The organism is Vibrio casei (assembly GCF_002218025.2).
Taxonomy (GTDB): Bacteria; Pseudomonadota; Gammaproteobacteria; order Enterobacterales; family Vibrionaceae; genus Vibrio; species Vibrio casei.
This window is the reverse complement of the sequence record NZ_AP018681.1, coordinates 781957-808381: the sequence shown is the minus strand read 5'-3', so window position 1 is coordinate 808381 and position 26425 is coordinate 781957. Positions and strand designations below refer to the sequence as shown.

Annotated in this window: 17 protein-coding genes and 1 pseudogene; 17 read left to right on the top strand and 1 reads right to left on the bottom strand. The window is 40.9% G+C overall.

Features of this window, described 5'->3' with window-relative positions; genetic code table 11:
• The first annotated feature begins 3 nt into the window (after positions 1–3).
• The 10 genes from VCASEI_RS16675 (at position 4) to bglB (ending at position 10460) form a co-directional block, all read left to right on the top strand.
• Positions 4–729: an exonuclease domain-containing protein gene (locus tag VCASEI_RS16675; RefSeq protein ID WP_086958797.1), complete on the top strand. Its 726-nt coding sequence runs from the start codon at positions 4–6 to the stop codon at positions 727–729.
• Between the two features lie 141 nt (positions 730–870).
• Positions 871–2337 (top strand): rhamnulokinase, encoded by a 1467-nt coding sequence (gene rhaB, locus VCASEI_RS16670; protein ID WP_086958795.1) that lies wholly within the window; start codon positions 871–873, stop codon positions 2335–2337.
• A gap of 79 nt (positions 2338–2416) precedes the next feature.
• Entirely contained in the window at positions 2417–3676 is a 1260-nt protein-coding gene (locus VCASEI_RS16665; protein ID WP_086958792.1) for an L-rhamnose isomerase, read from the top strand.
• 139 nt (positions 3677–3815) lie between these two features.
• Positions 3816–4130: an L-rhamnose mutarotase gene (gene rhaM / locus VCASEI_RS16660; RefSeq protein ID WP_086958790.1), complete on the top strand. Its 315-nt coding sequence runs from the start codon at positions 3816–3818 to the stop codon at positions 4128–4130.
• Positions 4131–4189: 59 nt separating this feature from the next.
• Positions 4190–5038, top strand: coding sequence for a rhamnulose-1-phosphate aldolase (rhaD, locus tag VCASEI_RS16655; RefSeq protein ID WP_089111142.1), 849 nt, complete (start codon positions 4190–4192; stop codon positions 5036–5038).
• A 210-nt stretch (positions 5039–5248) separates the two neighbouring features.
• Entirely contained in the window at positions 5249–6055 is an 807-nt protein-coding gene (locus VCASEI_RS16650) for a helix-turn-helix domain-containing protein (RefSeq protein WP_089111141.1), read from the top strand.
• 349 nt (positions 6056–6404) lie between these two features.
• Positions 6405–7391, top strand: coding sequence for a TRAP transporter substrate-binding protein (locus VCASEI_RS16645; protein ID WP_162621098.1), 987 nt, complete (start codon positions 6405–6407; stop codon positions 7389–7391).
• A 62-nt stretch (positions 7392–7453) separates the two neighbouring features.
• On the top strand, positions 7454–7996 hold the full coding sequence (locus tag VCASEI_RS16640) for a TRAP transporter small permease (RefSeq protein WP_086958784.1): 543 nt from the start codon (positions 7454–7456) through the stop codon (positions 7994–7996).
• Positions 7989–9296, top strand: a complete 1308-nt coding sequence (locus tag VCASEI_RS16635) for a TRAP transporter large permease (RefSeq protein WP_086958782.1) — start codon at positions 7989–7991, stop codon at positions 9294–9296. The genes VCASEI_RS16640 and VCASEI_RS16635 overlap by 8 nt, the downstream gene beginning before the upstream one ends.
• Before the next feature lie 21 nt (positions 9297–9317).
• On the top strand, positions 9318–10460 hold the full coding sequence (gene bglB, locus VCASEI_RS16630) for a beta-galactosidase BglB (RefSeq protein WP_086958780.1): 1143 nt from the start codon (positions 9318–9320) through the stop codon (positions 10458–10460).
• Positions 10461–10542: 82 nt separating this feature from the next.
• Here the strand turns inward: bglB and VCASEI_RS16625 are convergent.
• Positions 10543–11082: pseudogene (locus VCASEI_RS16625) on the bottom strand (ATP-binding cassette domain-containing protein); the annotation flags it as partial.
• 477 nt (positions 11083–11559) lie between these two features.
• Between VCASEI_RS16625 and VCASEI_RS16620 the strand changes: the two are divergent.
• The 7 genes from VCASEI_RS16620 to VCASEI_RS16590 all read left to right on the top strand — a co-directional run bounded on the left by VCASEI_RS16620 (position 11560) and on the right by VCASEI_RS16590 (position 26423).
• Complete coding sequence (locus VCASEI_RS16620) at positions 11560–17772, top strand: T1SS-143 repeat domain-containing protein (protein WP_309598712.1); 6213 nt, start codon at positions 11560–11562, stop codon at positions 17770–17772.
• A 327-nt stretch (positions 17773–18099) separates the two neighbouring features.
• Positions 18100–20862, top strand: coding sequence for a molybdopterin-dependent oxidoreductase (locus VCASEI_RS16615; protein ID WP_086958777.1), 2763 nt, complete (start codon positions 18100–18102; stop codon positions 20860–20862).
• Positions 20863–20877: 15 nt separating this feature from the next.
• The gene (gene cobA, locus VCASEI_RS16610) at positions 20878–21831 is read left to right on the top strand and encodes a uroporphyrinogen-III C-methyltransferase (protein ID WP_086958776.1); all 954 of its coding nucleotides are present in this window, start codon (positions 20878–20880) and stop codon (positions 21829–21831) included.
• Between the two features lie 114 nt (positions 21832–21945).
• Positions 21946–22614: an ANTAR domain-containing response regulator gene (locus VCASEI_RS16605; RefSeq protein WP_162621097.1), complete on the top strand. Its 669-nt coding sequence runs from the start codon at positions 21946–21948 to the stop codon at positions 22612–22614.
• Positions 22615–22984: 370 nt separating this feature from the next.
• Positions 22985–24346, top strand: coding sequence for a CmpA/NrtA family ABC transporter substrate-binding protein (locus VCASEI_RS16600; RefSeq protein WP_162621107.1), 1362 nt, complete (start codon positions 22985–22987; stop codon positions 24344–24346).
• 67 nt (positions 24347–24413) lie between these two features.
• Complete coding sequence (locus VCASEI_RS16595) at positions 24414–25436, top strand: ABC transporter permease (RefSeq protein WP_162621096.1); 1023 nt, start codon at positions 24414–24416, stop codon at positions 25434–25436.
• Between the two features lie 111 nt (positions 25437–25547).
• Positions 25548–26423, top strand: a complete 876-nt coding sequence (locus VCASEI_RS16590; protein ID WP_089111186.1) for an ABC transporter ATP-binding protein — start codon at positions 25548–25550, stop codon at positions 26421–26423.
• Positions 26424–26425 lie beyond the last annotated feature (2 nt).

The following is a 26425-nucleotide window of genomic DNA, read 5'->3' as shown; positions in this document are numbered from 1 at the left end:
GGTATGTATAAGAGGTTAAAAAACTATTTCCATCCCATTACTCAATTAGAGAAGAAGCGAAAGGCATTGTCAGTACCTAAAGAGTGCTCTCAAGAACTGCGTCGCTTACTGAGGACACCGTTGCCTAAACCTGATAAGTGTTTAGATGAGCTAGATTTTCTGGTTCTTGATTTTGAAACTACAGGGCTTAATCCTACGGAAGATAGTTTATTAAGCATCGGTAATATTCGAATTGAAAACAATCAAATCGATATGGATACCGCGGCTCATTGTTATCTTGATGATAATCAAAAGATAAAAGCGGCGAGTGCTGTTGTGAACCATATTATGCCCCAAATGCTATTAGAAGGTGAGCAACTAGAAGAGGCAATGAATCGTTTATTTATAAAAATGACCGGTAAAATTGTGATGGCGCATGGGGCTGTGGTAGAGCGTAGTTTCATGCAAGCCTATGTACGTAAGCGTTATGGTTTAAATGACTTACCCATCATTTGGTTGGATACCTTAAAAATAGAAAAGCATTTGGTTTACCATAGTAAAGGCGACAATTTTGAGTTGCAACTTAATGCGGTTAGACAGCGTTATGGTTTACCGTTGTATTCTGCTCATAATGCGTTGGTTGATGCTATTTCTACCGCAGAACTTTTTATGGCACAGAAAATTAAAATCTTTGGGCGGCAAGCGAAAAAAACCACCATTGGCGAAATGTATTGTCGAGCAACATGCTAATCTTATTTTACATTATGTGAATGTGCACATTGAAAACTAAAAAAAAGGACAGCCTTCTCGTAAGGCTGTCCTTTTTTTTAAGTTACATTTCATCGCATTTCGTCAAGATAACAGCCTAAATAAAGGAAAGGTTGTTATCTCATGTCTAAGAACATTATTGCGGTTGATCTTGGTGCATCCAGCGGGCGAGTGATTTTATCTCAGTTTCAAGCGGGTAAAATCGTCTTGTCTGAAATTCATCGTTTTAAAAATGAGCTGGTGAGAAAGCATGGTCAAGATTGTTGGGATCTTGATGGTTTATTATGTGAGATCAAAACGGGTATTCACTTAGTTATTGACCAAGGTATTGTCCCTGATTCCATCGGTATTGATACATGGGGTGTTGATTTTGTCCTACTCGATAAGCAAGGCCAGCCATTAGGGGATTATGTTGCCTACCGTGATGATCGTACTCAAGGTGTGATGGAGCTATTTATTGCAGATAAGCTGTCACGTGCAGACATTTACCAAATTACCGGCCTGCAATTTTTATCCTTTAATACTATTTACCAATTGGCAGCACTCAATCAACAACAACCAGAGTGGTTAGCAGATGTAAATCGCCTACTGTTTATTCCTGATTATCTTAATTACTGCTTAACGGGTGTAGAACATTGTGAATACAGCAATGCTTCCACCAGTCAATTGCTCGATTGCCACACCAAACAGTGGAGCAAGACGTTACTTGATTTGGTTGACGCGCCATCGACGTGGTTTTTATCGCCAAGTTTACCGAATAAAATAATTGGTCATTATCATGTAGCAGGGCTAGACATTCCGGTAGCTTCGATTGCGAGCCATGATACCGCATCTGCCGTAGTTGGCACGCCTTTACAGTCTCAATCGACCGCTTTTTTAAGTTCCGGTACTTGGTCATTAATGGGGATCGAACGCAGCGAACCTGTGATTAATGCATTAACGACACGACTTGAAATTACCCATGAAGGTGGGGCAGAAGGTCGATTTAGAATGCTAAAAAACATCATGGGATTATGGTTAGTTCAACGTTTACAAGCCGAGTTCAGTGAGTTCACATTCCCACAGTTAGTTGAATTAGCCAGCAAAGTTCCACCATTTCGTTCGCTTATCGATCCCGATGATGAACGTTTTTTAAATCCTGAATCGATGAGTTTATCGATCCAACATTTCTGTCGTAACTCACACCAACCTATTCCTGAAACGATAGCTGAGCTTGCTCGGTGTGTTTACGACAGTCTCGCATTGAAATATCAACATACCTTTAGTGACTTACAAGCCGTTAGTGAAGAGGAACTCAATTCTATTCATATCATTGGTGGTGGCGCTAACAACACATTTTTAAATCAATTATGTGCTGATGTTTGCCAAGTCACTGTGCAAGCCAATCCTACAGAAGCTTCTTCACTTGGTAATGTGGTTGGGCAATTAATTGCATTGGGTGAACTTGAAAATGTGAATGCGGGACGAGAGGTGATCCGTCACTCTTTTCCAGTCGATACTTACACACCACAGCCGATTGAGCAGCTAGGCCGCGTGATAAATACCTTTAAACAATTACTGAAATCAAAGCCACTTGCGATTGCTAGCTAAGCGCAAGTTTTCGAACTGTGGTGAGCATTTGTTTATTAAATGCTCGTTATTAAATGCCCGCTACTAAAAGGTTAATACAATGAATACACATGATATTGAAGTTGCTTACGAAATTGCTAAAAAACGCTTTGCTGAAATGGGCATAGATACGGATAAAGCCATCGCTGATGTAGATGGTGTGCCAATTTCTATCCATTGCTGGCAAGGTGATGATGTACGCGGTTTTGAAAATCCAGATCAAGAATTAAGCGGTGGCATTCAAACCACTGGTAATTATGTTGGTCGTGCTCGCAGCGCCGATGACTTACGTCAAGATTTAGATAAAGCATTCAGTTTAATTCCGGGTGCGAAACGTTTGAATTTACATGCGATTTACCTTGAATCAGATACACCAGTTGATCGCGATAAGATCAAACCAGAGCATTTTAAAAACTGGGTCGAATGGGCAAAACAAGAGCAAGTTGGTTTAGATTTCAACCCATCGTGCTTCTCACATCCAAACAGTGAAGGTGGTTTTACGCTGTCGCATCATGATGACAATATTCGTCAATTTTGGATTGATCACTGTAAAGCCAGTCGCCGTATTTCGGAATATTTTGGTAAAGAATTGGGCACGCCTTCTGTGATGAATATTTGGGTTCCTGATGGCATGAAAGATATGCCAGCGGATCGCCTTGCACCACGCCAACGTTTAATGGCGTCATTAGATGAAATTATCTCCGAAAAAATCGACACTAAATACCACAAAGATGCCGTAGAAAGTAAGTTATTCGGCATAGGCGCAGAAGCGTATACCGTGGGTAGCAACGAATTCTACATGGGTTATGCCACTAGCCGCGATATTCTACTTTGTTTAGATGCAGGGCATTTCCATCCAACGGAAGTCATTTCAGACAAAATTAGCGCCTGCTCTTTGTATGTGAATGAATTCATTTTGCACGTGACGCGCCCAATGCGTTGGGACAGTGACCATATCGTGTCGTTTGATACTGAAACTCAAGAAATTGCTAAAGAGATTATTCGCCATGACTTGCTTGCTCGCGTCAATGTTGGTTTGGATTTCTTTGATGCCTCAATCAACCGTATTGCCGCGTGGGTAATTGGTACTCGTAATATGCGTAAAGCGTTGTTGAAAGCGATGCTAGAGCCAACCGCTCAGCTTAAACAGCTTGAATTAGATGGTGATTACACAACGCGTTTGGCGCTAATGGAAGAATCACATTCGAATTCTTGGGCAGCGGTGTGGGATTACTACTGCTTGAAAGCGGATGTGCCAGTGGGCAGTGATTGGCTAGCAAGCGTAAAACAGTACGAAGAAAAAGTCCTGATCCAACGTTAATACTTTCCACCCAATGTATGCCTTGACTTGAATTTTCATCCTTTCCTGATATTACCGTTTTTGGGCGGGGCTGAAATTTAAACTATGTAAGTTATATCAATTGCTTGGGATATTAATTTTCTATCAATAGGAAACACTTATGATCCGTAAAGCTTGCGTGATGAAGCTAAAACCTGGTTGTGAAGCTGAATATAAAAAACGCCATGATGAGCTTTGGTCTGAAATGGTGGAAATGTTGAGAGCACATGGTGGACATAACTATTCGATTTTTCTTCACCCACAGACTTTGCAACTTTTTGCCTATGTGGAAATCGAGTCTGAAGAAAAATGGCAAGCCACGGCGAGCAACGAAACTTGTCAACGTTGGTGGAAATACATGGCCGATATCATGGATACCAATAACGATAATTCACCGGTAGCGGAAGATCTTGTCGATATGTTTTATTTAGCCTAATTAATCAATATGAAATTTAAGTGAGGGCAAAGGTTCTCGCTTTTATATAAAGGAAAATCATGAATCAGATTACACAGATATTTTTAAACGATGCCGTGAAATTAGAAATCGCCAAAGTGAGTGAAACGGCTGAATATTTATGGCAACGTGAATGGGCAGAACGTAATGGCGGCAATATTTCTGTTGATGTGACTGACATTTTTGGTGAGCTACCAACGAGCTTAGACAGCTTTCCACATTGTCATTTGTCGATGGTGAGCAACAGCACAATGGGTGATAACTGTTTCCCAAAAGAAAGTGCTGGTCATATTTTCTTTGTAAAGGGAACAGGCGAGCGTATTCGTGAATTGAATCATCCTGAATTGGCAGGCTGTATTTTACGTATTGATGATCAGGCGCAAGGCTACCATATTCTTTGGGGGGGCCGTGATTTACCAGATTACGCACCGACCAGTGAATTTATTTCTCATGTTGAGATCATCATGCAAAAACAAGCGGCGGGTTCTGCCGATCGTTGTGTGGTTCACACTCATCCACTCGAACTTATCGCATTATCACACCACCCTAAATACGCGCATGACGATCAATTATATACTCACGTTTGTTGGCAGATGATCCCAGAAGTTCGAGCGTTTATTCCGCGTGGGATTGGCATTGTTCCTTATTGCATGCCTGGCAGTAAAGTGATGGCAGAAGGAACGAAAGCTAAATTAGCTGATAATGATGTCGCGATTTGGGAAAAGCATGGTGCGGTTGCAACTGGCGTGGATGCATTAACCGCCTTTGATTTTATTGATGTTGCGAATAAAGGCGCAAAATTATACCTGATGTGTCTTGCTAGTGGCTATGAACCAGAAGGCGTCAGTAAAGAAAATATGCAGCATTTGAAAGAAACTTTTGGTTTGTAAACGGTTAATAAATCTTAGTGATTAACTATTAGAAGGAGGACTGTATGTTCTCCTTTTGCTTTATATAAATAAGAGTGAAGTTTAAAACTTGGTTGAGTTCACAAAACCAACGTATAAATGAAACGCTGTATCATTTATATCGATTAGATCGTTTTTTTTTATTCAATACTGCATTAGCTTATCGCATGACTTAGATTGAGGGTGTATTTCATGTATCAACTAAAAAGTGATGATTTTTTCCAAAATAAGAATCGAGCCATTACGACAGAGATCCGTTCACCTCAAGAAAACTATCCAGAACATTCCCATGATTTCCAGGAATTGATCATCGTTTCTAAAGGACGTGGTACGCATGTGATTAATGATGTACCTGATGATTTAAGCCAAAATCATGTGTGTTTTGTTGATCCAAGTGATCGGCATTTATTTGAGAATGTTGATAACCTTTTTTTATCTAATATTTTGTTTCGTAAAGAAGCTTTGAACTTACCAGCGGGACTCAATCACTACATTCCTTCTGGCTATTCAGAGCAAAAAGGATGGTATATTAGTCATACCTCTATGCAACGAATTTCTCAATTGGTGAGCGATCTCAATACTGAGGTACACCAAAAGCAAGATGATTCTGAACTGATGGCACAAGCGCTATTTCAACAATTGGTTGTGGAGCTTAACCGCGGAAGATTAACATCGATTGAACAAGCCACAATGGATGATAGAGCATTGCAAGTTCTGGATTGGATAAAAGCCAATTATCAAAACGAATGCAGCATTGGTGAAGTGGCGGATAAGTTTCATCTGTCATCGCGCACGTTAAGCCGTAAACTTAAACAAATGACTCAGCAGTCGTTTAATAATTATTTGCATCAAGTTCGTATTAATAACGCCATTCAAATGCTGCAATATGGCGATCTTTCTATTACTGAAATTGCTTTTAAAGTTGGATATTTAGACAGTAATTATTTTAGTACTAAATTTAAAAAGTTAACTAAAAAGTCACCTTCGGATTACCGCTAACGTATAGCAAAGCATATAGAAAAATGTCGTCATCATTTTTAGTTCTGCTTATTCCTCTCATTCTTTTCCGCCCACTCATCACGGTATTTTTCGTGGTTTTTGAATGGTAATTGACCTCGATCAATTTTGAAGAAACCTCTCTTTTATCGATGTTCTTTTTTGTGAATTTGCCCTGTGAAACTTGTCATTTTGGACAACTCTGGTAATTGATGGCAGTTTTTCAAAGGTGAGTCTGAGAGGCATATGAGATTCTAAGTGTCAGAAATAGCATGAATATTATGTCTTAATTTGTGTGATTTTATTTTTATACCAATAACTTAAATAATCATAAAGTGATATGGAGAATCCCATGTTCAATAAAAATATAATATCTAAGGCGTTACTTGTATCAGCTGTTATCTTGCCGTTTAGTAATGTTGCCTCGGCAGCGGTGACGTTAAAACTCGCGTATGCGGAAAATAGTCAGCCAGTGAAAGATGCTCTGCAATATATCGGCAAAGCGGTGGCAGAAAAAACCAACGGTGAAGTGAAAATTCAATACTTTCCAGATGCGCAACTTGGCGGTGAAAGAGAATTGGTGGAAATGACACAAGTTGGCGTGGTCGATATCACCAAAGTATCTTCTGGTTTAATGGAAAGTTTTGCCCCTGTTTATGGCGTTTTCTCTTTGCCATATCTTTTCACTAACCAAGAACAATTTTATAAAGTTATGTCAGATAAAGACGTGATGGATCCTGTTTATAATTCAACTGCTTCAATGGGTTTTACTGGTGTTGGTTGGTATGACTCTGGTGCGCGTAGTTTTTATATGAGTAAGGGGCCAATTAATACGATTGCCGATCTTAAAGGTAAAAAAATTCGCGTTATGCAAAGTGAAACATCAATCAAGACAATGCAATTGTTAGGTGCGTCTCCTATCGCGATGAGTCAATCTGAAGTATATACCTCGCTGCAACAAGGTATTATTGATGGTGCTGAAAATAATGAATTTGCCATGACGATTGCTCGCCACGGCGAAGTGGCAAAATATTATAGCTATGACGAACATACTCGTATTCCAGACATCATTTTGATGAGTAACTCCACTAAGAACAAATTAACACCTGAACAATTTAAAGTGCTTAATGAGGCGATCCAAGAGTCAATGGTTATGGAGCAAGAAGCTTGGAAAGCCGAAATGGATAAAACGCGCGAGTTAGCTAAAATAGAATTCGGCGTTAAATTTAATACAGTTGACCATGGCCCATTCCAAAAAGCCGTTCAGCCGATTTATGACGATTTGAAGAAAAAACCTGAACTGTATTCGTTATATCAAAAAATCATCAATATTAAATAAACCATCCCAAATAGAGCGGCAGAGATCTGTTCGCTCTATTTAATGTTGTATCCGAGGATGTTATGAATAAATTAAGAATAATAGTAGACCGATGTATTGAAGTTTTTGCATGTGTCTTAATAAGTGCCATGGTGATTGTGGCGTGTTGGCAAGTTATTAGCCGTTATGTATTTAATGATCCAAGTACTTTTTCAGAGGAGTTTCTGCGTTTTGCATTAGTGTGGTTCTCCGTTATCGGTTTGGCTTATGTTGCAGGTAAACAAGAACATATTAGTTTGACGTTATTTTTAGATAAATGCCCACCGACGCTTATCAATATTTGGAAGATTATTCTGCAAGTCGTTTTTATTGCGTTTGCCACTTACATCTTAATTATTGGTGGTTGGAAAGTATCCGCCAATGCGATGTATCAAATATCACCAGTATTGCAAATATCAATGGGCAAGGTTTATTACGCACTGCCAATCTCTGGTGTTTTGGTTATTTTTTACAGCGTGATGAATATTATAGATTTAACTAAAGCGCAAAAAATGGCGAACTCTGCTTCGAATATCTCTCAACAGGTTGAATATTCAGTATCAGGTAAAGGAGGTCATCATGATTGATCCCGTTGTTGCAACCAGTGTGTTGATCTCGGTTTTTGTTTTGCTACTTGTACTTGGGACACCAATTGGCCTATGTATTGTTATTTCTTCCGGAGCGACAATTTTATTGGCTCTGCCATTTGATATTGCGATGTTTTCAACTGCGCAGAAGATGTTCTCAAGCCTAGACAGTTTTGCATTACTTGCGGTGCCATTTTTCATTCTCTCAGGAGTGATTATGAATAATGGTGGTGTAGCGACTCGGCTAGTCAACTTTGCCAAATTGTTTACCGGTAAAATTCCGGGCTCTTTGTCTTATACCAATATTGCCGGAAACATGTTGTTTGGCGCAGTATCTGGCTCAGCGATTGCAGCATCCACTTCTATTGGTGGGGTAATGATCCCAATGAGTGCCAAAGAAGGCTACAACCGTAACTTTGCGTCTGCGGTCAATATCGCTTCTGCGCCGACAGGGATGCTAATTCCACCGACAACTGCATTTATCTTGTACGCATTAGCCAGTGGAGGCACTTCAATTGCAGCTCTGTTTGCTGGTGGTTTTGTAGCTGGCAGCTTATGGGGCATTGGTTGTATGTTGGTGACCTATATCGTCGCCAAACGTAATAATTATACGGTGTTTTTTACGATTCAAAAGGGTGTCGCTTGGAAAGTCACTAAAGATGCATTACCAAGTTTAATGCTGATTGTGATCGTGGTAGGCGGCATTGTTCAAGGCATATTTACCGCCATTGAAGCTTCTGCGGTCGCGGTAGTCTACACTGCATTTCTTACATTGATTTTATATAGAACGATTAAAATAAAACAGATACCAGACATTCTGATTCAAACATTTGTAATGACTGGCGTGATCATGTTCTTGCTCGCAACATCTTCTGCAATGTCATTCTCGATGTCGATCACTGGGATCCCTGCTGCGTTGAGTGCGTTGATTCTTGGTATATCAGACAATCCAATGGTTATCATGCTAGTGATCACTGTGTTTTTATTGATTGTCGGCGCGTTTATGGATATTGGTCCTGCTATCTTAATTTTTACGCCAATTCTACTGCCTATTATGAAACAAGTTGGGGTCGACCCTGTTCATTTCGGCATCTTAATGGTGTTTAACCTAGCAATTGGCACGATTACACCACCAGTAGGAAGTGGTTTATACGTTGGTGCGAGTGTGGGTAAAGTAAAAGTAGAAGAGGTCATTAAACCATTGATTCCGTTTTATATTGCGATTATCGCTGTGCTTTTGCTCATCACGTATATTCCGAATCTAACCTTATTCTTACCAAAAATGCTTGGTGTCATGTAATTCATTTATCGAGGTCTTAAAATGCAAGTATTTCCAGTAAAACACAGTGAGCTTCTTCGTCGTCCTGTTCGTACACACGAGCGTGGTTTGATTGTGGAAAAAATTAATAGTTTAATCGACAATTTAATTAATATTGAAGATAAAACTGGTGAGTTCTTACTTCACCTTGATGATGGCCGCACCATTGATACCAAAGGTTGGGCAGGGTGGGAATGGACACACGGCATTGGTTTATATGGCATGTACAAATATTACCAACAAACTAATGATAAAACGGTCGTTAAGATTATTGATGATTGGTTTAGCGCTCGTTTTGCAGATGAGCAAATGACTAAGAATGTGAACACGGTTTGTCCATTTTTAACTCTGGCATATCGCTATGAAGAAACCGGCGATCAAAGCTTGTTGCCGTATCTTGAAACCTGGGCAGAATATGTAATGTATGAGATGCCTCGCACTGAACATGGCGCGATTCAACACATCGTTTATAACAGTGAAAATACCCAACAAATGTGGGATGACACACTAATGATGAGTGTTATGCCACTGACTAAAATTGGTTTGTTATTGAATAAGCCAGAGTATGTAGAAGAAGCTAAATTCCAGTTCTTAATGCACATTAACTACTTAATGGATAACGAGACAGGGACATGGTTCCACGGTTGGACGTTTGATGGTAAACACAACTTTGCCAATGCACGTTGGGCACGTGGCAATAGTTGGGTAACGATTGTTATTCCCGATTTTTTAGAACTTTTAGATCTACCAGAACACGATGCGTATCGTCGTCATTTGGTGCATGTATTAACTCGCCAAGTGGAAGCATTGGTAAGCAGCCAGCAAGAAAATGGTTTGTGGACCACCTTATTGGACGATCCTGATTCTTACGTTGAATCTTCTGCCACCGCAGGTTTTGCTTACGGTATATTAAAGGCCGTTCGTAAACGCTACATTGATAAATCATATGCCCCGATTGCCCACAAAGCCGTGGACAGTTTAGTTAAAGATTACATTAATGATGACGGTGAGCTGATTAATGTATCGTTTGGCACGGCAATGGGCAGTGATTTGGATTATTATCGAGGTATTCCATTAACCTCCATGCCTTATGGACAAGCAATGGCAATCTTATGTTTGTCTGAATATTTGAGAACGTATTTGTAATTATTAAAAGAGTAAACGCTATTTTTTCGTAGCGTTTACTCTTGCCATCAACGTTTACAATGAAATGAATCCAGTACGGAGACTAAGATGTACTTTTAGAATCCTTTTTTGTTGTGGTTGTTTTTCCTTCTTTTAATGACTGTAAAACATCACGTTTAGGTCCATCGAGAACAATTTGACCTCTTTCCATAACGATTAAACGGTCAACCAGATCAAGCATGCCCGTTTTATGAGTAATTAAAATTAGTGTTTTGGCTGATGATAAATTATTTAATTGTCGTTTAATTAATGCTTCAGAGCGGTTGTCCATTTGGCTCGTTGGCTCATCCATTAATAAAATAGGGGGGTTACTTAACCAAGCTCTGGCAATAGTAATGGCTTGCCTTTGTCCACCAGAAAGTGCTGCACCACCTTCACCGACTTGTCTATCTAAGCCAGACTCATCATGTTGAGTAAAGTGAGTTACACCAGCGCGTTCTGCTGCATACAATACATCGTCATCACTGGTTTGTGTTCTGCCAAGGGTAATGTTGTCGCGAATAGAGCCAAAGAAAAGCGCACAATCTTGAGGTACGCAGCCAATATTGTTGCGAACGTCTGTTGGGTAAAGTTGATTAATGTCCAGACCATTGTTTTTCAAAGTAATCAACCGACTTTTGATGGGTTAACCTCTAATGGTGAGCCAACAACGTATGAAGTAGAGCCTTATTTAGTCACTTTGTTTGATAACAATGGTAATACATTACTGACCGTTACATTGGATGATAGTGGTAATTATACAGTGACGGTATTTGGGCCTATTGATCAAGAAGACAGCCAATCTACGGATATTGAACTGAATGTTACTGCAACAGATTTTGATAATGATACCACTGATGGCACATTAACGTTTGCTGTCACCGATGGTGATAGCGCAACGGGGGATGGGCTATCTGGCTCAATTAGTATTGTTGAAGGGACGTTGTCGTCTTCGGATCCAGATGCAGGTTATCCTGATCCAGCCCCAACAGGCTCTACGGGGAATATTTTCATCGCCGCTGGTGTAGAGCGCTTAGACCCGACTACTGTTCAAATCAAACCCTCGGATCTGAATACGTTGATGAGTGAATTGGAAGCTGACTTAACGTCTGGTGGACAGGCGCTTGTGTTTGAATATGATTCTGCAAATGGAACATTAATCGGACGAGTGGGAAGTGACACAGGTGCTATTGCTTTAACTATTGTGTTAACGGCGACTCAAAATGGCCAAGGCGTTGATATTAATGTATCCATGACACAGAGCTTACCACTTGACCATGATCAAGATTCTTCTGGTGCTAACTCTTCTGGTTGGGTCACGGTGAACGACTCTGAAATCCATATTAACCTCCCAGTACAAGTCCAAGATACCGATGGTGATTATTTAGATAACGCCGTTGATATTGATCTGACTATTGTCGATGGTACTAATCCAACATTTACCGTGGATTCAGGTGTTACGGTTGACGAATCCGCTATTAATGCCGGTGGCGATAACCACCAAGGTTCCAATCCTAGCAGTAATACTGAAACGGCAACGGGTCAAATTTCTATTACGCTTGGTAGTGATGAGATTGCCAATTTCAAAATAGATATTGAAGCGTTTAACACGGATGGAAGTCTGACATCGCAAGGGGCTGTCGTTGAACTTGTTGATAATAACGATGGAACATTCAGTGGTATAGCTGGCGGCAGAGAAGTGTTTGTTGTGACTTTCTCACCTGATGGAGCATATACCTTCACTATCACAGGGGCTCTTGACCACAATAAAGCGACTGGTAATGATACATCCTTAACGATTCCATTACCTATTTACGCCGTGGATAAAGATGGGGATGTGGTACCTAATGATGATGATTATGGCAGCTCTACGATTAACATCATTGTTAATGACGATGTGCCTACGGTTCAAGGCAATACATTTGATGTGAATGAAGGGGAAACCATCACCGCGTTATTACTTCCTTCCAGTGAAGGTGCAGATGATATCGCCTCTATTAGCCTTTCTTTTGCCGATACAGAGAATGGTGCTATTACCGAACACTCATCACCATTTGGTTTAACCGATGTTTATAAAGGTGACCAACTGTTAGGTCAAATCAGTGTGGATTCTGAAGGGATCGTCACTTTTGTGAGTAATCCTGATTTAGCGGATGTTCAAGAATCTATTACTCTAGATATGGATATCATTATAACCGATAAAGATGGGGACCAAGACTCAGGAACGGTGACATTAGATATTCACGACCAAGATCCAGCCTTTATCTTTCCTAATCCGACTCATGGTCAAGAAGAAGATGGGCAAGAACTCATTACCGACGGCGCTGAAGCCGGTCTAGATGAATTTGATAATGTTGACGGGACTAACCATTTAATCGATGGTATTGAAGTGCCGATGGGCATTGATTTAGGGGATGTTGATCGTGGTGAAGCTATTGTTGATGGCTCATTTACCATTACGCTTCCTGCGGATGCACATGGACAATTTTATTACAATGGTGCTTTTTTAACGCCAAATGCTGAAGGGAAAGTAACGATTCCGAGTGGTGCAATTAGCGCTCCTGATGGAGATGGAGTGGTGACCATTTCTGGCGTGAAATTTATTCCAGATGAAGATACCGCTATTGATCTAAAGCCATTAATTACACTCAACCATACTGCTGATACAAGCGATGGCTCCGAAACCTTATATGTACGATTCAGTTACTTACCCGATGGATCACAGTTATTACTTAATGGAACGCCCGTCGAATTGATTGATGGTAGTTATGATATCCCCTATAGCGACTTAGATCAGTTGCAATTTTTACCTGCGCCTGAAAGTAGTGGTGATTTTACCTTAACCGTTGAAGGTATAGTAAGAGATACCGCCGAGTTTCAAGGCGATAGTGTTTTAGACCCTGAAGCGGCGATCAGTGATGAATATATAACAGGCAGTAAAAACATCAATATTTCCGTTAAAGGTGTAGCGGATGAACCTAGATTCGATCTGACGGGTTCTGATTGGAAGCCTGTTGATGATGAGTACTCGGGTATTGAGATAACAATTCCTGAAGATGGAGCTGCAAGTTTTGATTTTGGTATCATTTCTGGTGAAATGGTTGATGCTATGCCGGGCGATGACTCTGAAACTTTGTCTGTCGTGATTTCAGGTATACCAGAAGGAACAATCATTACCAGCAATGGTAGCCCTCTCGATGTCACCTTTGTTGGTATGGATGGAAATGGACAACCTATCTATGAAATAAGCCTTGATAGTTTAGATGATATAAAAATCACCCCCCCACCAAATAGTACTGTCGATCTAGAGCTTACGGCGAAAATAGTTGTCACGGAAGCCGATGGTGATAGTGCTGAGTATGAAAAAGACATTATCATTCATGTTGAGCCAGTCATTGATGCAGGGGATTTTTCTAGTACGATTGCAGGTGTTGAAGATACTCCGATTACCATTGATCGAACTAACTGGATGCCGCCATTGGCAGATAGCCAAGAGAAAGTTACGCATCTCACATTTACGTTGCCTATAGGCGCTGACCCAACGGGTTATACTTTGATCATTGTTCAAGGTGGAGTGGAGACTGAGTTGAATTTTGATGCTGAAGGTAAGTTAAATTTAGATCAATATCTAGAGGCCTTAGCGGATGGCTCTGCCGTTTTGCAAATTACCACTCCAGAAAACTCGGATAAAGATTTCACCCTTGGCGCTGAAGTGACCATTCGTCAAGATGACGTTGATTCTGATGCATTTTCTGAAGAAACGGTGACTGGTAGTATTACTATTGATATTCAGGCCGCGGTTGAACAAGGTGGTGACCCTTATAACCCAGATCCAAATGCAGATAATGGAGTGGGGAAAATTGTCATTAGTACCGGTGCTGATGCTAATAACGACGGTATTATCGATGATGCAGGAATAGTAACTTGTGACACCACTGGTGTCGTGGATTTAAGTAATAACCCAGGATCCGGTGTTGGCACCATAATGTATGCCGAAAATGATTTATCCAGTAATGAAATAATTATGGAGCTGGTTCTTGATTTTTCTCATATTAATTTGCCAGAAGGGCAAGGGTTTGTAGTGGTTGGTGCTGTTAATAATGGTGATGGCAGCTGGACGGTTAAATCGGGTTCTCTCGATAATATTCAAATTCAAGCCCCCGCTAATTTTACCGATACCGTAACCGTCCATGTAACAGCGAAAGTTCAAGATCAAGGCGATAGAGATAATGATGGTAATCTTGAAAATGATAAAAGTGAAATCGTTGTTCGCGAAGGTGATATAGAACTCGATTTCTCAAATAATCAAAATACTAACACTGAGCTTGCTGCGGATATTATTGTTGAAGATACCATCGTTCTTGGAGTGGAAGATAAAGGTGTTAACTTAGGCTCTCAATTAACCACAAACGGTTCAATTTCTGTTTCGACCAATGATGTTAATGGTGATGGGAATGGTGAAATTCCTAATGATGTGATGACGGTTGTGATCGATAGTTCTCAACTTCCATCAGGAGCGACAATTACAGGAGCTGAATACGATTTTCAAACGGGGCAGTATGTTTATCAAGCGACATTAAACCCTGATGGTACCGTTAACCTGAGTAGTTTAGGGCTCGTGTTACCTAATGATTATGCTGGTGATTTTCAATTTGAAGTTAAATACGTCACGACTGATGCGAATAGTGGTGATGTGAATGAAGCGACTCAAAACGTTGTGGTGAAAGTGGATCCTGTGGTTGATGCAGGCCCAGGCATATCACTCAATGTGGTGAGTAGCTCAGGCTTGAATCAAGATTATCAACCAATCAGTGAATCGGACGATAAAACTGAGGTGGTGTATGACAATATTGCTTATGAAGATGCCACCATTACGTTAGATTTTTCAGCCGTTTCTTTTGGCGATACCTTAAATACTGTAGAGGGTGGATTAGAAACCTTAGACAGTTTAACGATTCGTGTTGATCCATCGATGGGTCACTTCCTTGACTCTGAAGGGAAAGAAGTCAGTGTATTGACGCTTTCCCCTGATGAGTTAAGCAACGTTCAGTTTATTCCTACCGAAGACTTCAGTGGTCAGGTGGATATATCCGTGAGTGGCACGATTACCGATACCGCTACGTATGATATTCTTAGCGGAACGGCTACCGATACTAAAACAACTGCAGAAACAACGGTCAGTTTTGATGTCGTTGCAGTGAACGATGATGTTAAAGTTGAAATCATTGATGGTGGTATACAAGGTGATGAAGATACCGCAATTTCATTGGGCGGTGGAACCGTTACACTACAAGATATTGATGGTTCTGAATCCATGGTGTCATTATTACTGACGAATATACCTGAAGGTTTTACGGTGCTTGGTGCTGTCAATAATGGTGGTGGTGAATGGAGTGTGAGTATTCCCTTTGGTTCAACCAGTTTTGACCTTAATGGTATTAGCTTAATCCCACCGAAAAACTTCAGCGGTAATATTACGATTGATGTTGTTTTATACACCAAAGAAGATTCTCTGGATTCGGTAGTTTCTTTTACTCATTCAATTGATGTTGAAGTCCTTCCTGTTGCTGATCAAATAGACGCCGATGTGGTTACTTCAGCCCAAGGCTTAGAAAATGGCGATATTCTGTTAGATCTTGATATATCAACGGTTGATAATAAGTTGAGTGATACGACCAATGCTTCGAATGTGACGGAGAATGGCCCAGAGATCATTCAAATCACCATCAGTAATGTCCCTGTTGGCATGGGAGCAAGCTTTAGTTTCCCGAATGGTGAGGCTGGAACGATTATTGATAACGGTGATGGTACTTGGACGATCACGACAGAATCTGGAACATTAGACAGTCTTATTTTTAATCCGGGTGATGCCAATAACATGAATTGGGATGGTGAACTACAACTGGATATCCGATCTGTCGATAATGGAGTGGTTGCTGATGCGTCTCTTGGTGTTCAAACAACCATTAATGTCGATGTTACCGCCGTGAATGATGCTCCTGAAAATACACTTCCTACAGGTGAATTGGCAGGTATGGAAGGTGAAGTCACGATTATCAACGGCTTATCAATTTCCGATGTGGATGTTAATGATACCGTCGATGGTCAAATGAAAGTAGTTCTAAGCAGTAGTGATGGATTGTTATCAATACCTGATGACTATTCCGGTAGTGTTACGATTATTGGTAATGACTCTGGTGAATTAACATTAACGGGTTCATTAGATGCGATTAATGATTTACTTAGTGGCGGTGTTGAATATATACCAAATTCTGGTACGGGTGGTAGTGATGCAACCATTACCATGACGACGAGTGATAATGGTAATTCTGGTACCGGCGGTGTATTAAGCGATAGCGATACGGTTACCGTATCCGTTGCTGCTCCCGTCGCACTTATGTCTGCTTTTGCGATGGCGCCTAGGGCTGTTCCACACACCTCTGTGACAGCGGCTCAATTGGCATTAATTCCATTACTGGCTTTATTAGGTGAAAAAGTGAACTCTGCTGAATTAGTTCAAGTTGAATTGAAGCATTTAGGTTTATCCAATATTGTTGATTCAGCCGGTCAACCACTAGGTGAAACTCAAGAAGATGGATCTTGGGTCATTGCAGCCCAAGATTTGGATAATGCCTTTATTAATGATTTACCGGAAGGTGAACATAGTCTTGAAGTAGCTATCGTTGAGCAACATGATGATGAAACGATAACATCACAATCAATGATTGAAGTTACCGTTCAACCTAATGATCAAAACGTATTAGAAACGGCGGATGCGAGTGACACTTCTCATTCCTCGATATTGGTCGGTGGTGATGAGCCTTCTCTTATTATAGGTACGGATGGTGATGATGTGCTCATTGGTGGGTTAGGAATGGATATTTTAACCGGTGGCGCTGGAAATGATGAGTTGTGGGGCGGTGAATATAATGGGACAGGCGATGGTGTGACAGATATATTTGTCTGGCATGCTGAAGATGTTGGAGCTTCAGGTTCTCCGGCTATTGATGTGATCAAAGATTTCGAACTCAATATCGATAAAATTGATCTCCGTGATTTGTTTAGTGATGGTGATAGCGAAGGTGTTCAGATGGACGATATGCTAGCTGGTATTACTGCCTCTGTCGATGAGGGTAAAGTAAACTTAAACGTAACATCTGAATCTGGTGGAGAGCAAATTATCGTTCTTGATAATGTGAGTACAGATTCGCTTGGTTTAGACAGTACCGCCAGTTCCAGCGATATTATTTCGAGTTTATATAATCAACATAATGCGTTTACCGTTGATAATTGATACTAATTTTCATCAATAGATAGCAAATTAATCAATGCCTCTTAAGGTTTAGCTAAGAGGCATTTTTGTTTATTGGGCTGCACAACGATTCATTATGGTGCATATGTTAGGAGCAATGTACAGCTTATTACCAATCCAGTATTAAATAACAACAACTTATCAGAATATAAAACTTGGCACACTTTTCGCTTTATATAATGTAATGAATAACATTTGATATTCAGAAAACCTGATTCGCAGGCAAAGATGCCTCCTATTGTTTTAGTCACCTAGTGATAAAAATATGGGAGGCATTTTTATTTTCTGAAGATAAAAAGGATGAGAAATATGGCGAAGGAATGCATAAAGTCTGCCTGCCCATACTGCGGCGTTGGTTGTGGTGTTGAAGTAAAAAAGAATGGTGAGATAGTAGGCGATTTTTCCCATCCAGCTAATCAGGGAGCCTTGTGTGTGAAAGGATCGGCATTAGGGGAAAGCTTAAAAATGCCATCACGCTTGCTCTACCCACGTGTTAATGGGAAGCAAATGGATTGGCAAAGCACTATTGAGGAAATTAGTGAAAAAATGCATTCCACAATTAAGGAATATGGCCCACAGGCTGTTGGTATGTATGTATCAGGTCAGTTATTAACCGAAGATTATTACGTCGCAAATAAGTTAATGAAAGGATTTGTTGGTAGCTCCAATATTGATACTAACTCACGTTTGTGTATGTCTTCTGCGGTTGCCGCTCATGTGCGAGCCTTTGGTGAAGACCTTGTTCCAGTTAATTACGATGATCTTAATTACGCTGATCTCATTGTGATTATTGGTGCTAATACTGCCTGGACACATCCTATTATTTTTCGTCGAATTCAACAAGCACGTGAAGTCAATCCTAATCTGAAGTTGGTAGTTATTGACCCTCGAAAAACCGTTACAGCAGAACAAGCCGACTTACATTTGGCACTAGAAAATGATGGTGATGTTTTGCTCTTTAATGGGTTATCTCGGTATCTGCTTGATACAGGATCGATTGATACTGATTTTATCGCCAAACACACTAATGATTTCGATACTTTACGCAAAGAAATCGCTAAACCCCATTATGAATTGCAAGCCGTGAGTGATGCTCTGGCAGTGAATCCAACGTTATTAAGAACTTTTTTTCAATGGTTTGCCTCTTCTCCTAATGTGATTTCTTTATTTTGCCAAGGTGTCAATCAATCAGAATCAGGAACCGATAAAGCCAATACGATTATTAACACTCATTTATTAGCGGGAAAAATTGCTAAGCAAGGTTCTGGCCCTTTTTCTATTACCGGACAACCGAATGCGATGGGAGGGCGTGAAGTTGGCGGGCTTGCTAATCAATTAGCCGTACATCGAGAGTTTGATCCTGATTCTATAAAACAAGTGTCGCAGTTTTGGAACACCGCCAATACGGCCACGCAACCGGGTTTAAAAGCGGTCGATTTATTTAATGCGGTTGAGAGTGGAGACATTCGGTTCTTGTGGATAATTGCAACTAACCCTGCAGTCTCCATGCCCGATTCTGCACAAATTCGTCGGGCATTAGAAAAGTGTGATTGTGTTGTGGTGTCAGACATTACCGCTCAAACCAATACGGCTCATTATGCGGATATTTTATTACCCGCGGCAGGTTGGGGTGAGAAGCAAGGCATGGTAACCAATTCAGAGCGTTGTATGACTCGTCAGCGTCAATTCATTCAACCACCGGGTGAAGCCAAAGCCGATTGGTGGATATTGAGCCAAGTTGGTAAAAATCTGTGCCATAAAATGGGAATTGCATCAGGGTTTGAATTTGAGTCAGAAGCCGATGTCTTTAGAGAATACGCAGCGCTGACAGAAATAAACAAAAATACGCCACTGCAATTAGACATTTCAGCGTTAAAAAATTTATCTGATACGGACTATCACAATTGGCAGCCACAGGCTTGGCCGCTGGATGGGCGATCAGTGTTAACAGTCAAAGGCACTCAAGCGATTACCTTTCCGACTCATAATGGCAAAGCCAATCTGGTGTTAACCAAAACGGAAGCCTCCCATAACGCAATCGGTGAACATGAAGCAAGCCTTAATAAAGAGTGGTGGTTGAATAGTGGTCGCCAGCGTGATCAATGGCATACCATGACCAGAACAGGGCATATTAGCCATTTAGCGGCGAGTGAAGTTGAGCCGACCGTTTACTTACATCCTTTAGCGGCCGAGCAAGCTGAGCTCAAAGCGGGTCATATTGTTGAAATAAGTCACACGAATACGAAACAAAGTACCACAAAGCCAGATATCACAAAGCCAAGTACGGCAAAGCAAGACCAAAATATCATAACTAAAAGCATTAAAGCCCGGCTCGCATTTGATGAGGGTTTGACTCATCAACAAGCATTTATGTCGATGCATTGGTCTGGGTTATTTGGTGGTGAAAGTAGAGTGAATCAAACTTTATTTGGTGACGTCGATCCTTATTCTGGTCAACCTGCGTTTAAGTCACAACAGATTCAAATTCAAGCGGCAGAAATTGGCAGCTATGGATTGGCGCTTGGTATTGATCTGTCGAAGCAGAACTGGCAATACATGAGTTTACAACATGTCGAATTCACGCAAACCCGCTCGACTTCAGAACAGAAACAAGGTGTATGGCGCTTTGCTGATTTTGAATATTTTAGTAAGAATGAAATAAAGGAATTGATGCGAAAGCAATGTCTTAATAGCCAAATATTAACACTGGATCATCTGAAATCTTGGACCTTGATTGCCATCATTGATAGCAAGGTTATTGCTATGATCTCAGTGAGCCAATCCCCCATCGTTTTACAAGCAGATTTTGTTATTCCTTTCATTAAACAGCCTCTAAACCTAGCCAATCTGCTTTCTTTATTAAGCAGTACCGATGGCAAAGCTAATAAACTGGTGTGTAGTTGTTACCGTGTCACAGAGTCGGATATTTTAGAGCAACTAGAGCAAGCGCCGAACATGTCTCTGCGCGAAATGCAAAATACACTGAGTTGCGGTAAAAATTGTGGATCATGTTTACCAGAAGTAAAACGTTATTTGAATGAACAAACCATCGAAGTAATGACCGTTAAATAACACAAGGAATGTGTCATGCGAGCAAATAAATTAAATCTAAAAAAAACAACATCAATTGAAACAATAATCAAGGACGTTAGCAATAAAGAGTTAACGAATGAAGAGACAAGGAATATAGAAGCAAGAAATGGGTACATTGATTATCAATCACTGAATAATGTCGATAAGTGGGGAAATAGAAAAGTTGGAGATAAAAAAAGAAGCAACAAGAAAGCAGGAAAAGTGCTGCTAGTTGGCGCAGGCCCTAATGATCCTGATTTACTCACGGTGAAAGCGTATAAAGCGATTCAGCAAGCGGAAGTGGTTGTGTTTGATCGTTTAGTTGGACAAGGCATTTTAAACCTTATCCCAGAGCATTGTGAGCAAATTTATGTTGGAAAACGCTGTGGGCAACCCAGTTTGAAGCAAGATGAAATCAATCACATTCTTATTGAGCAAGCTAAGTTGGGTAAACAAGTCGTTCGATTAAAAGGCGGTGATCCTTTTATTTTTGGTCGTGGTGGTGAAGAAGCATTCGCTTTAATTGCCCAGCAAGTTTCTTATGATGTGATCCCCGGCATTACGGCGGCAATAGGTTGTGCGGCATCGTCTAAAATTCCTTTAACTCATCGTGGACTTTCTCGCAGTGTGACGTTAGTGACCGGACATGTTATGGCTGGTGCATTTGATTCATGGTCAGGTTTAGTGTCAACAGGGCAAACATTAGTGTTTTATATGGGGCTTGAACAAGCGGAAAAAATACAGGCTGGTTTGCTTAATTCTGGTTTATCAAAACAGACACCAATTGCCATTATTGGTAATGGGTGTAGCAAAAATCAGCAAGTACATGTGAATAAATTATCTGAACTTTGTTGTTTGTCTAACCAGCTTAAGGGGTTAACACCTGCATTAATTGTGGTTGGGGAAGTGGTGTCGTTACGAGAAAAACTGAACGTTGAATGGGTTGAAGAACTGAGTTTATATCAGTAGCCTTTAACTACCACTTTAGAGGTATTTTATTGTTTTTAAAGGAAAAGCTGTCAAATTAGGCATGTTAGTTGCTGCTTAATAAAGATTATGTTGTTTTTGCAAGGATGCAAACCCATGACTCAGTCTTTAGAGCGTGCTAAAAATTCGTTCAAAATATCACAATCAGCCAAATTAAATCAATCAGTTAAAATAGATAAATCAGTTAAGTCGTCTAGGCAAATCCCTTTGATTGTTTGTTGTGATAATATCGAAAAGCAAGTGCTGTTATGTGCTCAACTTGCTCAAGATTTTGATGACATTACCGCGTGTTCATTACATAAATTACCGAAATTATTACACCAACAACCTGATTCAAGTGTCGTGCTGTCTTGGCGTAAGCCTTGCGCTGATCTTGTTTGGGCAATTGATTTTATCGAACAAAAACAAAACTCACTTCTCGTGTTAACTCAGGAACTTAATATGGATGATACGACTCGGCTGCCTGATAGCCTTGGGTATGCATTATTGCCATTTAAACCTGATATTCCATTAAAAGGTTGGGTGGAATACGCGCAGCAATTACGAAGAAGAAGCCAAGCGTTGGATCAAACAATCGTACAACTCAACCAAAAATTAGAAGATAGAAAGTGGGTAGATCAAGCGAAAGGCTTGTTGATGAAAATGCACAATTTAGATGAACAACAAGCTTACCAAGCGCTGCGTAATTCGGCGATGAAAAATAGCCAAACGATGGGGCAAGTGGCGAAGAATGTTATTTCTACGTTTGAAAATTTATCCATATAAAGGATGAAAGCGGTGCAAAGGTGCACCATAAGCAATCAAAATGTGGTGGTACCCATCCCATTTTTTCTTAAGCTGATGAAAATAAACAATTATAAAAACTGGCACGAAAATTGGATTATTAAAATATGCATCACTTACTGAATTGACGTGATAAGCAAACATAAATAATCGGTGCTTTCATCAACGGCGGTGAAAATATCGAACAAGAAGTAAAGAATAGCAATGGCGCTATCGGTCTTAGGATCGATGGCGCTTTTTTTTGGAATTTTTGCTGGAAAGACTGGAGTCATACATGAATAAAGCTGTGGTTAATAACAACAGAAGCTCGACAGGAAGCTGGGCAAAGCAATTATTAGCGCTATTAAGCTTAATGGTTGGGTTAAGCTTAACGGCTGTATTTGCTTCGGCCTCTCATGCTGCAACTGTAGAAAAGATCGTCAAAATAGGTGAGCCAGAAAAAGAAGATTTGACCTTTGGGTTTATTAAATTAACCGATATGGCTCCACTTGCCGTGGCTTATGAGAAGCACTATTTCGAAGATGAAGGGCTTTACGTCAAATTAGAGTCTCAAGCCAATTGGAAGGTGTTATTAGATCGCGTTATCGATGGTGAACTGGATGGCGCGCACATGCTGGCGGGGCAACCATTAGGGGCAACGATTGGAATTGGAACAAAAGCGGACATCATCACGGCTTTTAGCATGGATTTAAATGGTAATGCGATCACGGTTTCAAATGAGGTTTGGGATCAAATGAAACCGAAACTTTCGAAAACATCGGATGGAAAAATCGCACACCCCATTAAAGCGGACGCCTTAAAACCTGTTATTCAACAATATAACGCCGAAGGTAAACCGTTCAAAATGGGCATGGTTTTTCCAGTCTCTACCCATAACTACGAATTGCGTTATTGGTTAGCCGCAGGGGGCATTAATCCCGGTTTTTATGCACCAGAAAAAGGCGATAACAGTGGTACGGCTAAAGCCGATGTATTGCTCAGTGTGACACCACCACCACAAATGCCAGCCACGATGGAAGCCGGCACCATTCATGGTTATTGCGTCGGTGAACCTTGGAACCAACAAGCGGTAATTAAAGGAATTGGTGTACCAGTAGTGACCGATTATGAAATTTGGAAAAACAACCCAGAGAAAGTCTTTGGTGTATCGAAAGTATGGGCTGAGAAAAACCCGAATACTCACTTAAGAATTGTGAGAGCCATGATCCGCGCAGCGTATTGGTTAGATGAAGAAAACAACAAAAACCGTAAAGAAGCCGTCAGTATTTTAGCGCGTAGTGAATATGTTGGGGCAGACAAAAATGTTATCGCCAATTCAATGACAGGGACGTTTGAATATGAAAAAGGAGATAAACGCGACATACCCGATTTTAATGTTTTCTTTCGTCATAACGCGACTTATCCCTATTACAGCGATGCGATTTGGACATTAACTCAAATGCGTCGCTGGGGGCAGATTCCTCAATACAAATCAGACTCTTGGTACATGGATATTGCTAAGAAAGTTTACCGTCCAGACATCTACAAGATTGCCGCTCAATCTTTGATTGATGATGGAACCTTAAAAGCGTCAGATTTTCCTGATCTACATAGCAGCGATGGATTCAAAGCACCTCAAAAACACTTTATCGATAACATCGTTTACGACGGAAAACACCCTAATGCTTATTTGGAAAAGTTCAGTATTGGTCTGAAAGATAAAGACGCTCTTTAAGGTGACGCTTCTAAAGAACGTCTTTATGTAACCCAATATCGCTATTTATAGAGACAAGGAAAGTACTATGTCGAATTCAACACTGATTAGCTCAACAAGAAGTCAATCAATCAAAAAAAGCAATAATGTTTTTTCGTTATTGCCTTACGCCTCAACCTCAGGATCGATTTCGGTGGCGAAAAAAGTGCTACTGCCTTTGGTTGGTATTGTGGTCTTTTTATTGATGTGGAGCCTCGCGGCAAAACAAGTTCAAACCTCATTAGGCACTCTGCCAGGGCCGTATGAAACTGGGCAGCAATTTAGCGGGTTGGTGAAAGAACATTTTGCTAGCCGAGATAAAGAAGTGGCTTTTTATGAACGCCAAGAGGTTCGTAACCAAGCGAAACTTGCAAAAGATCCTAATGCGGATGTTCGAATTCGACCTTATACCGGAAAAGCGACGTTTTTTGATCAAATTGCGACCAGCCTATTCACTGTTGGGGCCGGCTTTGTATTAGCGACGGTCATTGCGATTCCTGTTGGCATTGTGCTTGGTTTAAATCAAGGTTTATACAAGGCCTTTAACCCGATCATTCAACTTCTTAAACCTGTTTCTCCTTTGGCGTGGTTGCCGATCATCACCATGGTTGTCAGCGCCACTTATGTGTCCGATGATCCTATGTTTCCCAAATCGTTTGTTAATTCTTTACTGACCGTCTCTTTATGTTGTATTTGGCCAACGCTAATCAACACCACTGTCGGCGTAAACAGTGTTGATAAAGACTTACTGAATGTGAGTAAAGTTCTACGTTTATCGTGGTGGAAACACGTTCGTACCATTGTTCTTCCTTCTGCAATTCCCATGATTTTTACCGGCTTACGTTTATCGATTGGTATCGCTTGGATGGTGCTGATTGCCGCGGAAATGCTGGCGCAAAACCCAGGGTTAGGCAAATTTGTGTGGGATGAATTTCAAAATGGCAGCTCAGACTCATTAGGCAGAATTATGGTGGCCGTCATTGTTATTGGTTTTATCGGGTTGTTGTTCGATCAAGGCATGCTGCAACTGCAAAAGAAAATGTCTTGGGACAAAAAACAACAACTGCGCTAGTTCAATCTTAGGATGGAGAAGAATATGACGATCATGGAAGTCACGAAAAAAGCGAAATCGGTCATTAAACCGACGCAAGAGAGCACGCAATATCAACCTTCTCAACGCCCAATGGTTGAGTTAACTCGCCTAGGTATGCGTTTCCCAACGCCGAAAGGAGAATTCATTGCGTTAAAAGGTGTCGATCTCACCATTAAGAAAGGCGAATTTGTGTCCTTAATCGGTCATTCCGGTTGTGGTAAATCCACCGTACTCAACCTGGTTGCCGGTTTAATCTTGCCAACCGATGGTGGTGTGATTGTTGATAGCCGTGAAGTGGATGGGCCGGGGCCTGAGCGTGCGGTGGTGTTTCAAAATCACTCATTATTGCCTTGGTTAACCGTCTACCAGAATGTGGAATTGGCGGTCAAACAAGTCGCAAAAGGCAAAGACAAAGCTTGGGTAAAAGAGCGTACAGCGCATTACTTAGCATTGATTCAAATGCAGCATGCCGCAGATAAAAAACCGGATGAGATTTCTGGTGGGATGAAGCAGCGCGTGGGGATAGCACGAGCGTTAGCCCTGCAACCTAAAGTCTTATTAATGGATGAGCCTTTTGGCGCGCTGGATGCATTAACACGAGCGCATCTGCAAGACTCATTAATGAACATTCAAGCGGATTTAGGCAACACCATCATCATGATCACTCACGATGTTGATGAAGCGGTTTTACTGTCGGATAAGATCGTCATGATGACCAATGGCCCATCCGCCACGATTGGTGAAGTGTTGGATATTCAACTCGATCGCCCAAGAAACCGTGTAGAGCTTGCCAATGATGCTCAGTATCAAGGCTATCGCCAAGCGGTATTGAAATTCTTATATGAAAAACACGTTCATCCACAACCTTCAACGTCAGACAAGCCAAAAGCGGCTGCTCTTAAAGAGAATGATGGCGGTGTGAAGAAAGCCAATATTACATTTGCCGCTGACATTAAACGCGCATAAGG

Bases quoted from the DNA above. Each gene is read 5' to 3' on its own strand.
- VCASEI_RS16675 (WP_086958797.1), top strand. From the start codon at position 4: ATGTATAAGAGGTTAAAAAACTATTTCCATCCCATTACTCAATTAGAG.
- rhaB (WP_086958795.1), top strand. From the start codon at position 871: ATGTCTAAGAACATTATTGCGGTTGATCTTGGTGCATCCAGCGGGCGA.
- VCASEI_RS16665 (WP_086958792.1), top strand. From the start codon at position 2,417: ATGAATACACATGATATTGAAGTTGCTTACGAAATTGCTAAAAAACGC.
- rhaM (WP_086958790.1), top strand. From the start codon at position 3,816: ATGATCCGTAAAGCTTGCGTGATGAAGCTAAAACCTGGTTGTGAAGCT.
- rhaD (WP_089111142.1), top strand. From the start codon at position 4,190: ATGAATCAGATTACACAGATATTTTTAAACGATGCCGTGAAATTAGAA.
- VCASEI_RS16650 (WP_089111141.1), top strand. From the start codon at position 5,249: ATGTATCAACTAAAAAGTGATGATTTTTTCCAAAATAAGAATCGAGCC.
- VCASEI_RS16645 (WP_162621098.1), top strand. From the start codon at position 6,405: ATGTTCAATAAAAATATAATATCTAAGGCGTTACTTGTATCAGCTGTT.
- VCASEI_RS16640 (WP_086958784.1), top strand. From the start codon at position 7,454: ATGAATAAATTAAGAATAATAGTAGACCGATGTATTGAAGTTTTTGCA.
- VCASEI_RS16635 (WP_086958782.1), top strand. From the start codon at position 7,989: ATGATTGATCCCGTTGTTGCAACCAGTGTGTTGATCTCGGTTTTTGTT.
- bglB (WP_086958780.1), top strand. From the start codon at position 9,318: ATGCAAGTATTTCCAGTAAAACACAGTGAGCTTCTTCGTCGTCCTGTT.
- VCASEI_RS16620 (WP_309598712.1), top strand. From the start codon at position 11,560: ATGAGTGAATTGGAAGCTGACTTAACGTCTGGTGGACAGGCGCTTGTG.
- VCASEI_RS16615 (WP_086958777.1), top strand. From the start codon at position 18,100: ATGGCGAAGGAATGCATAAAGTCTGCCTGCCCATACTGCGGCGTTGGT.
- cobA (WP_086958776.1), top strand. From the start codon at position 20,878: ATGCGAGCAAATAAATTAAATCTAAAAAAAACAACATCAATTGAAACA.
- VCASEI_RS16605 (WP_162621097.1), top strand. From the start codon at position 21,946: ATGACTCAGTCTTTAGAGCGTGCTAAAAATTCGTTCAAAATATCACAA.
- VCASEI_RS16600 (WP_162621107.1), top strand. From the start codon at position 22,985: ATGGTTGGGTTAAGCTTAACGGCTGTATTTGCTTCGGCCTCTCATGCT.
- VCASEI_RS16595 (WP_162621096.1), top strand. From the start codon at position 24,414: ATGTCGAATTCAACACTGATTAGCTCAACAAGAAGTCAATCAATCAAA.
- VCASEI_RS16590 (WP_089111186.1), top strand. From the start codon at position 25,548: ATGGTTGAGTTAACTCGCCTAGGTATGCGTTTCCCAACGCCGAAAGGA.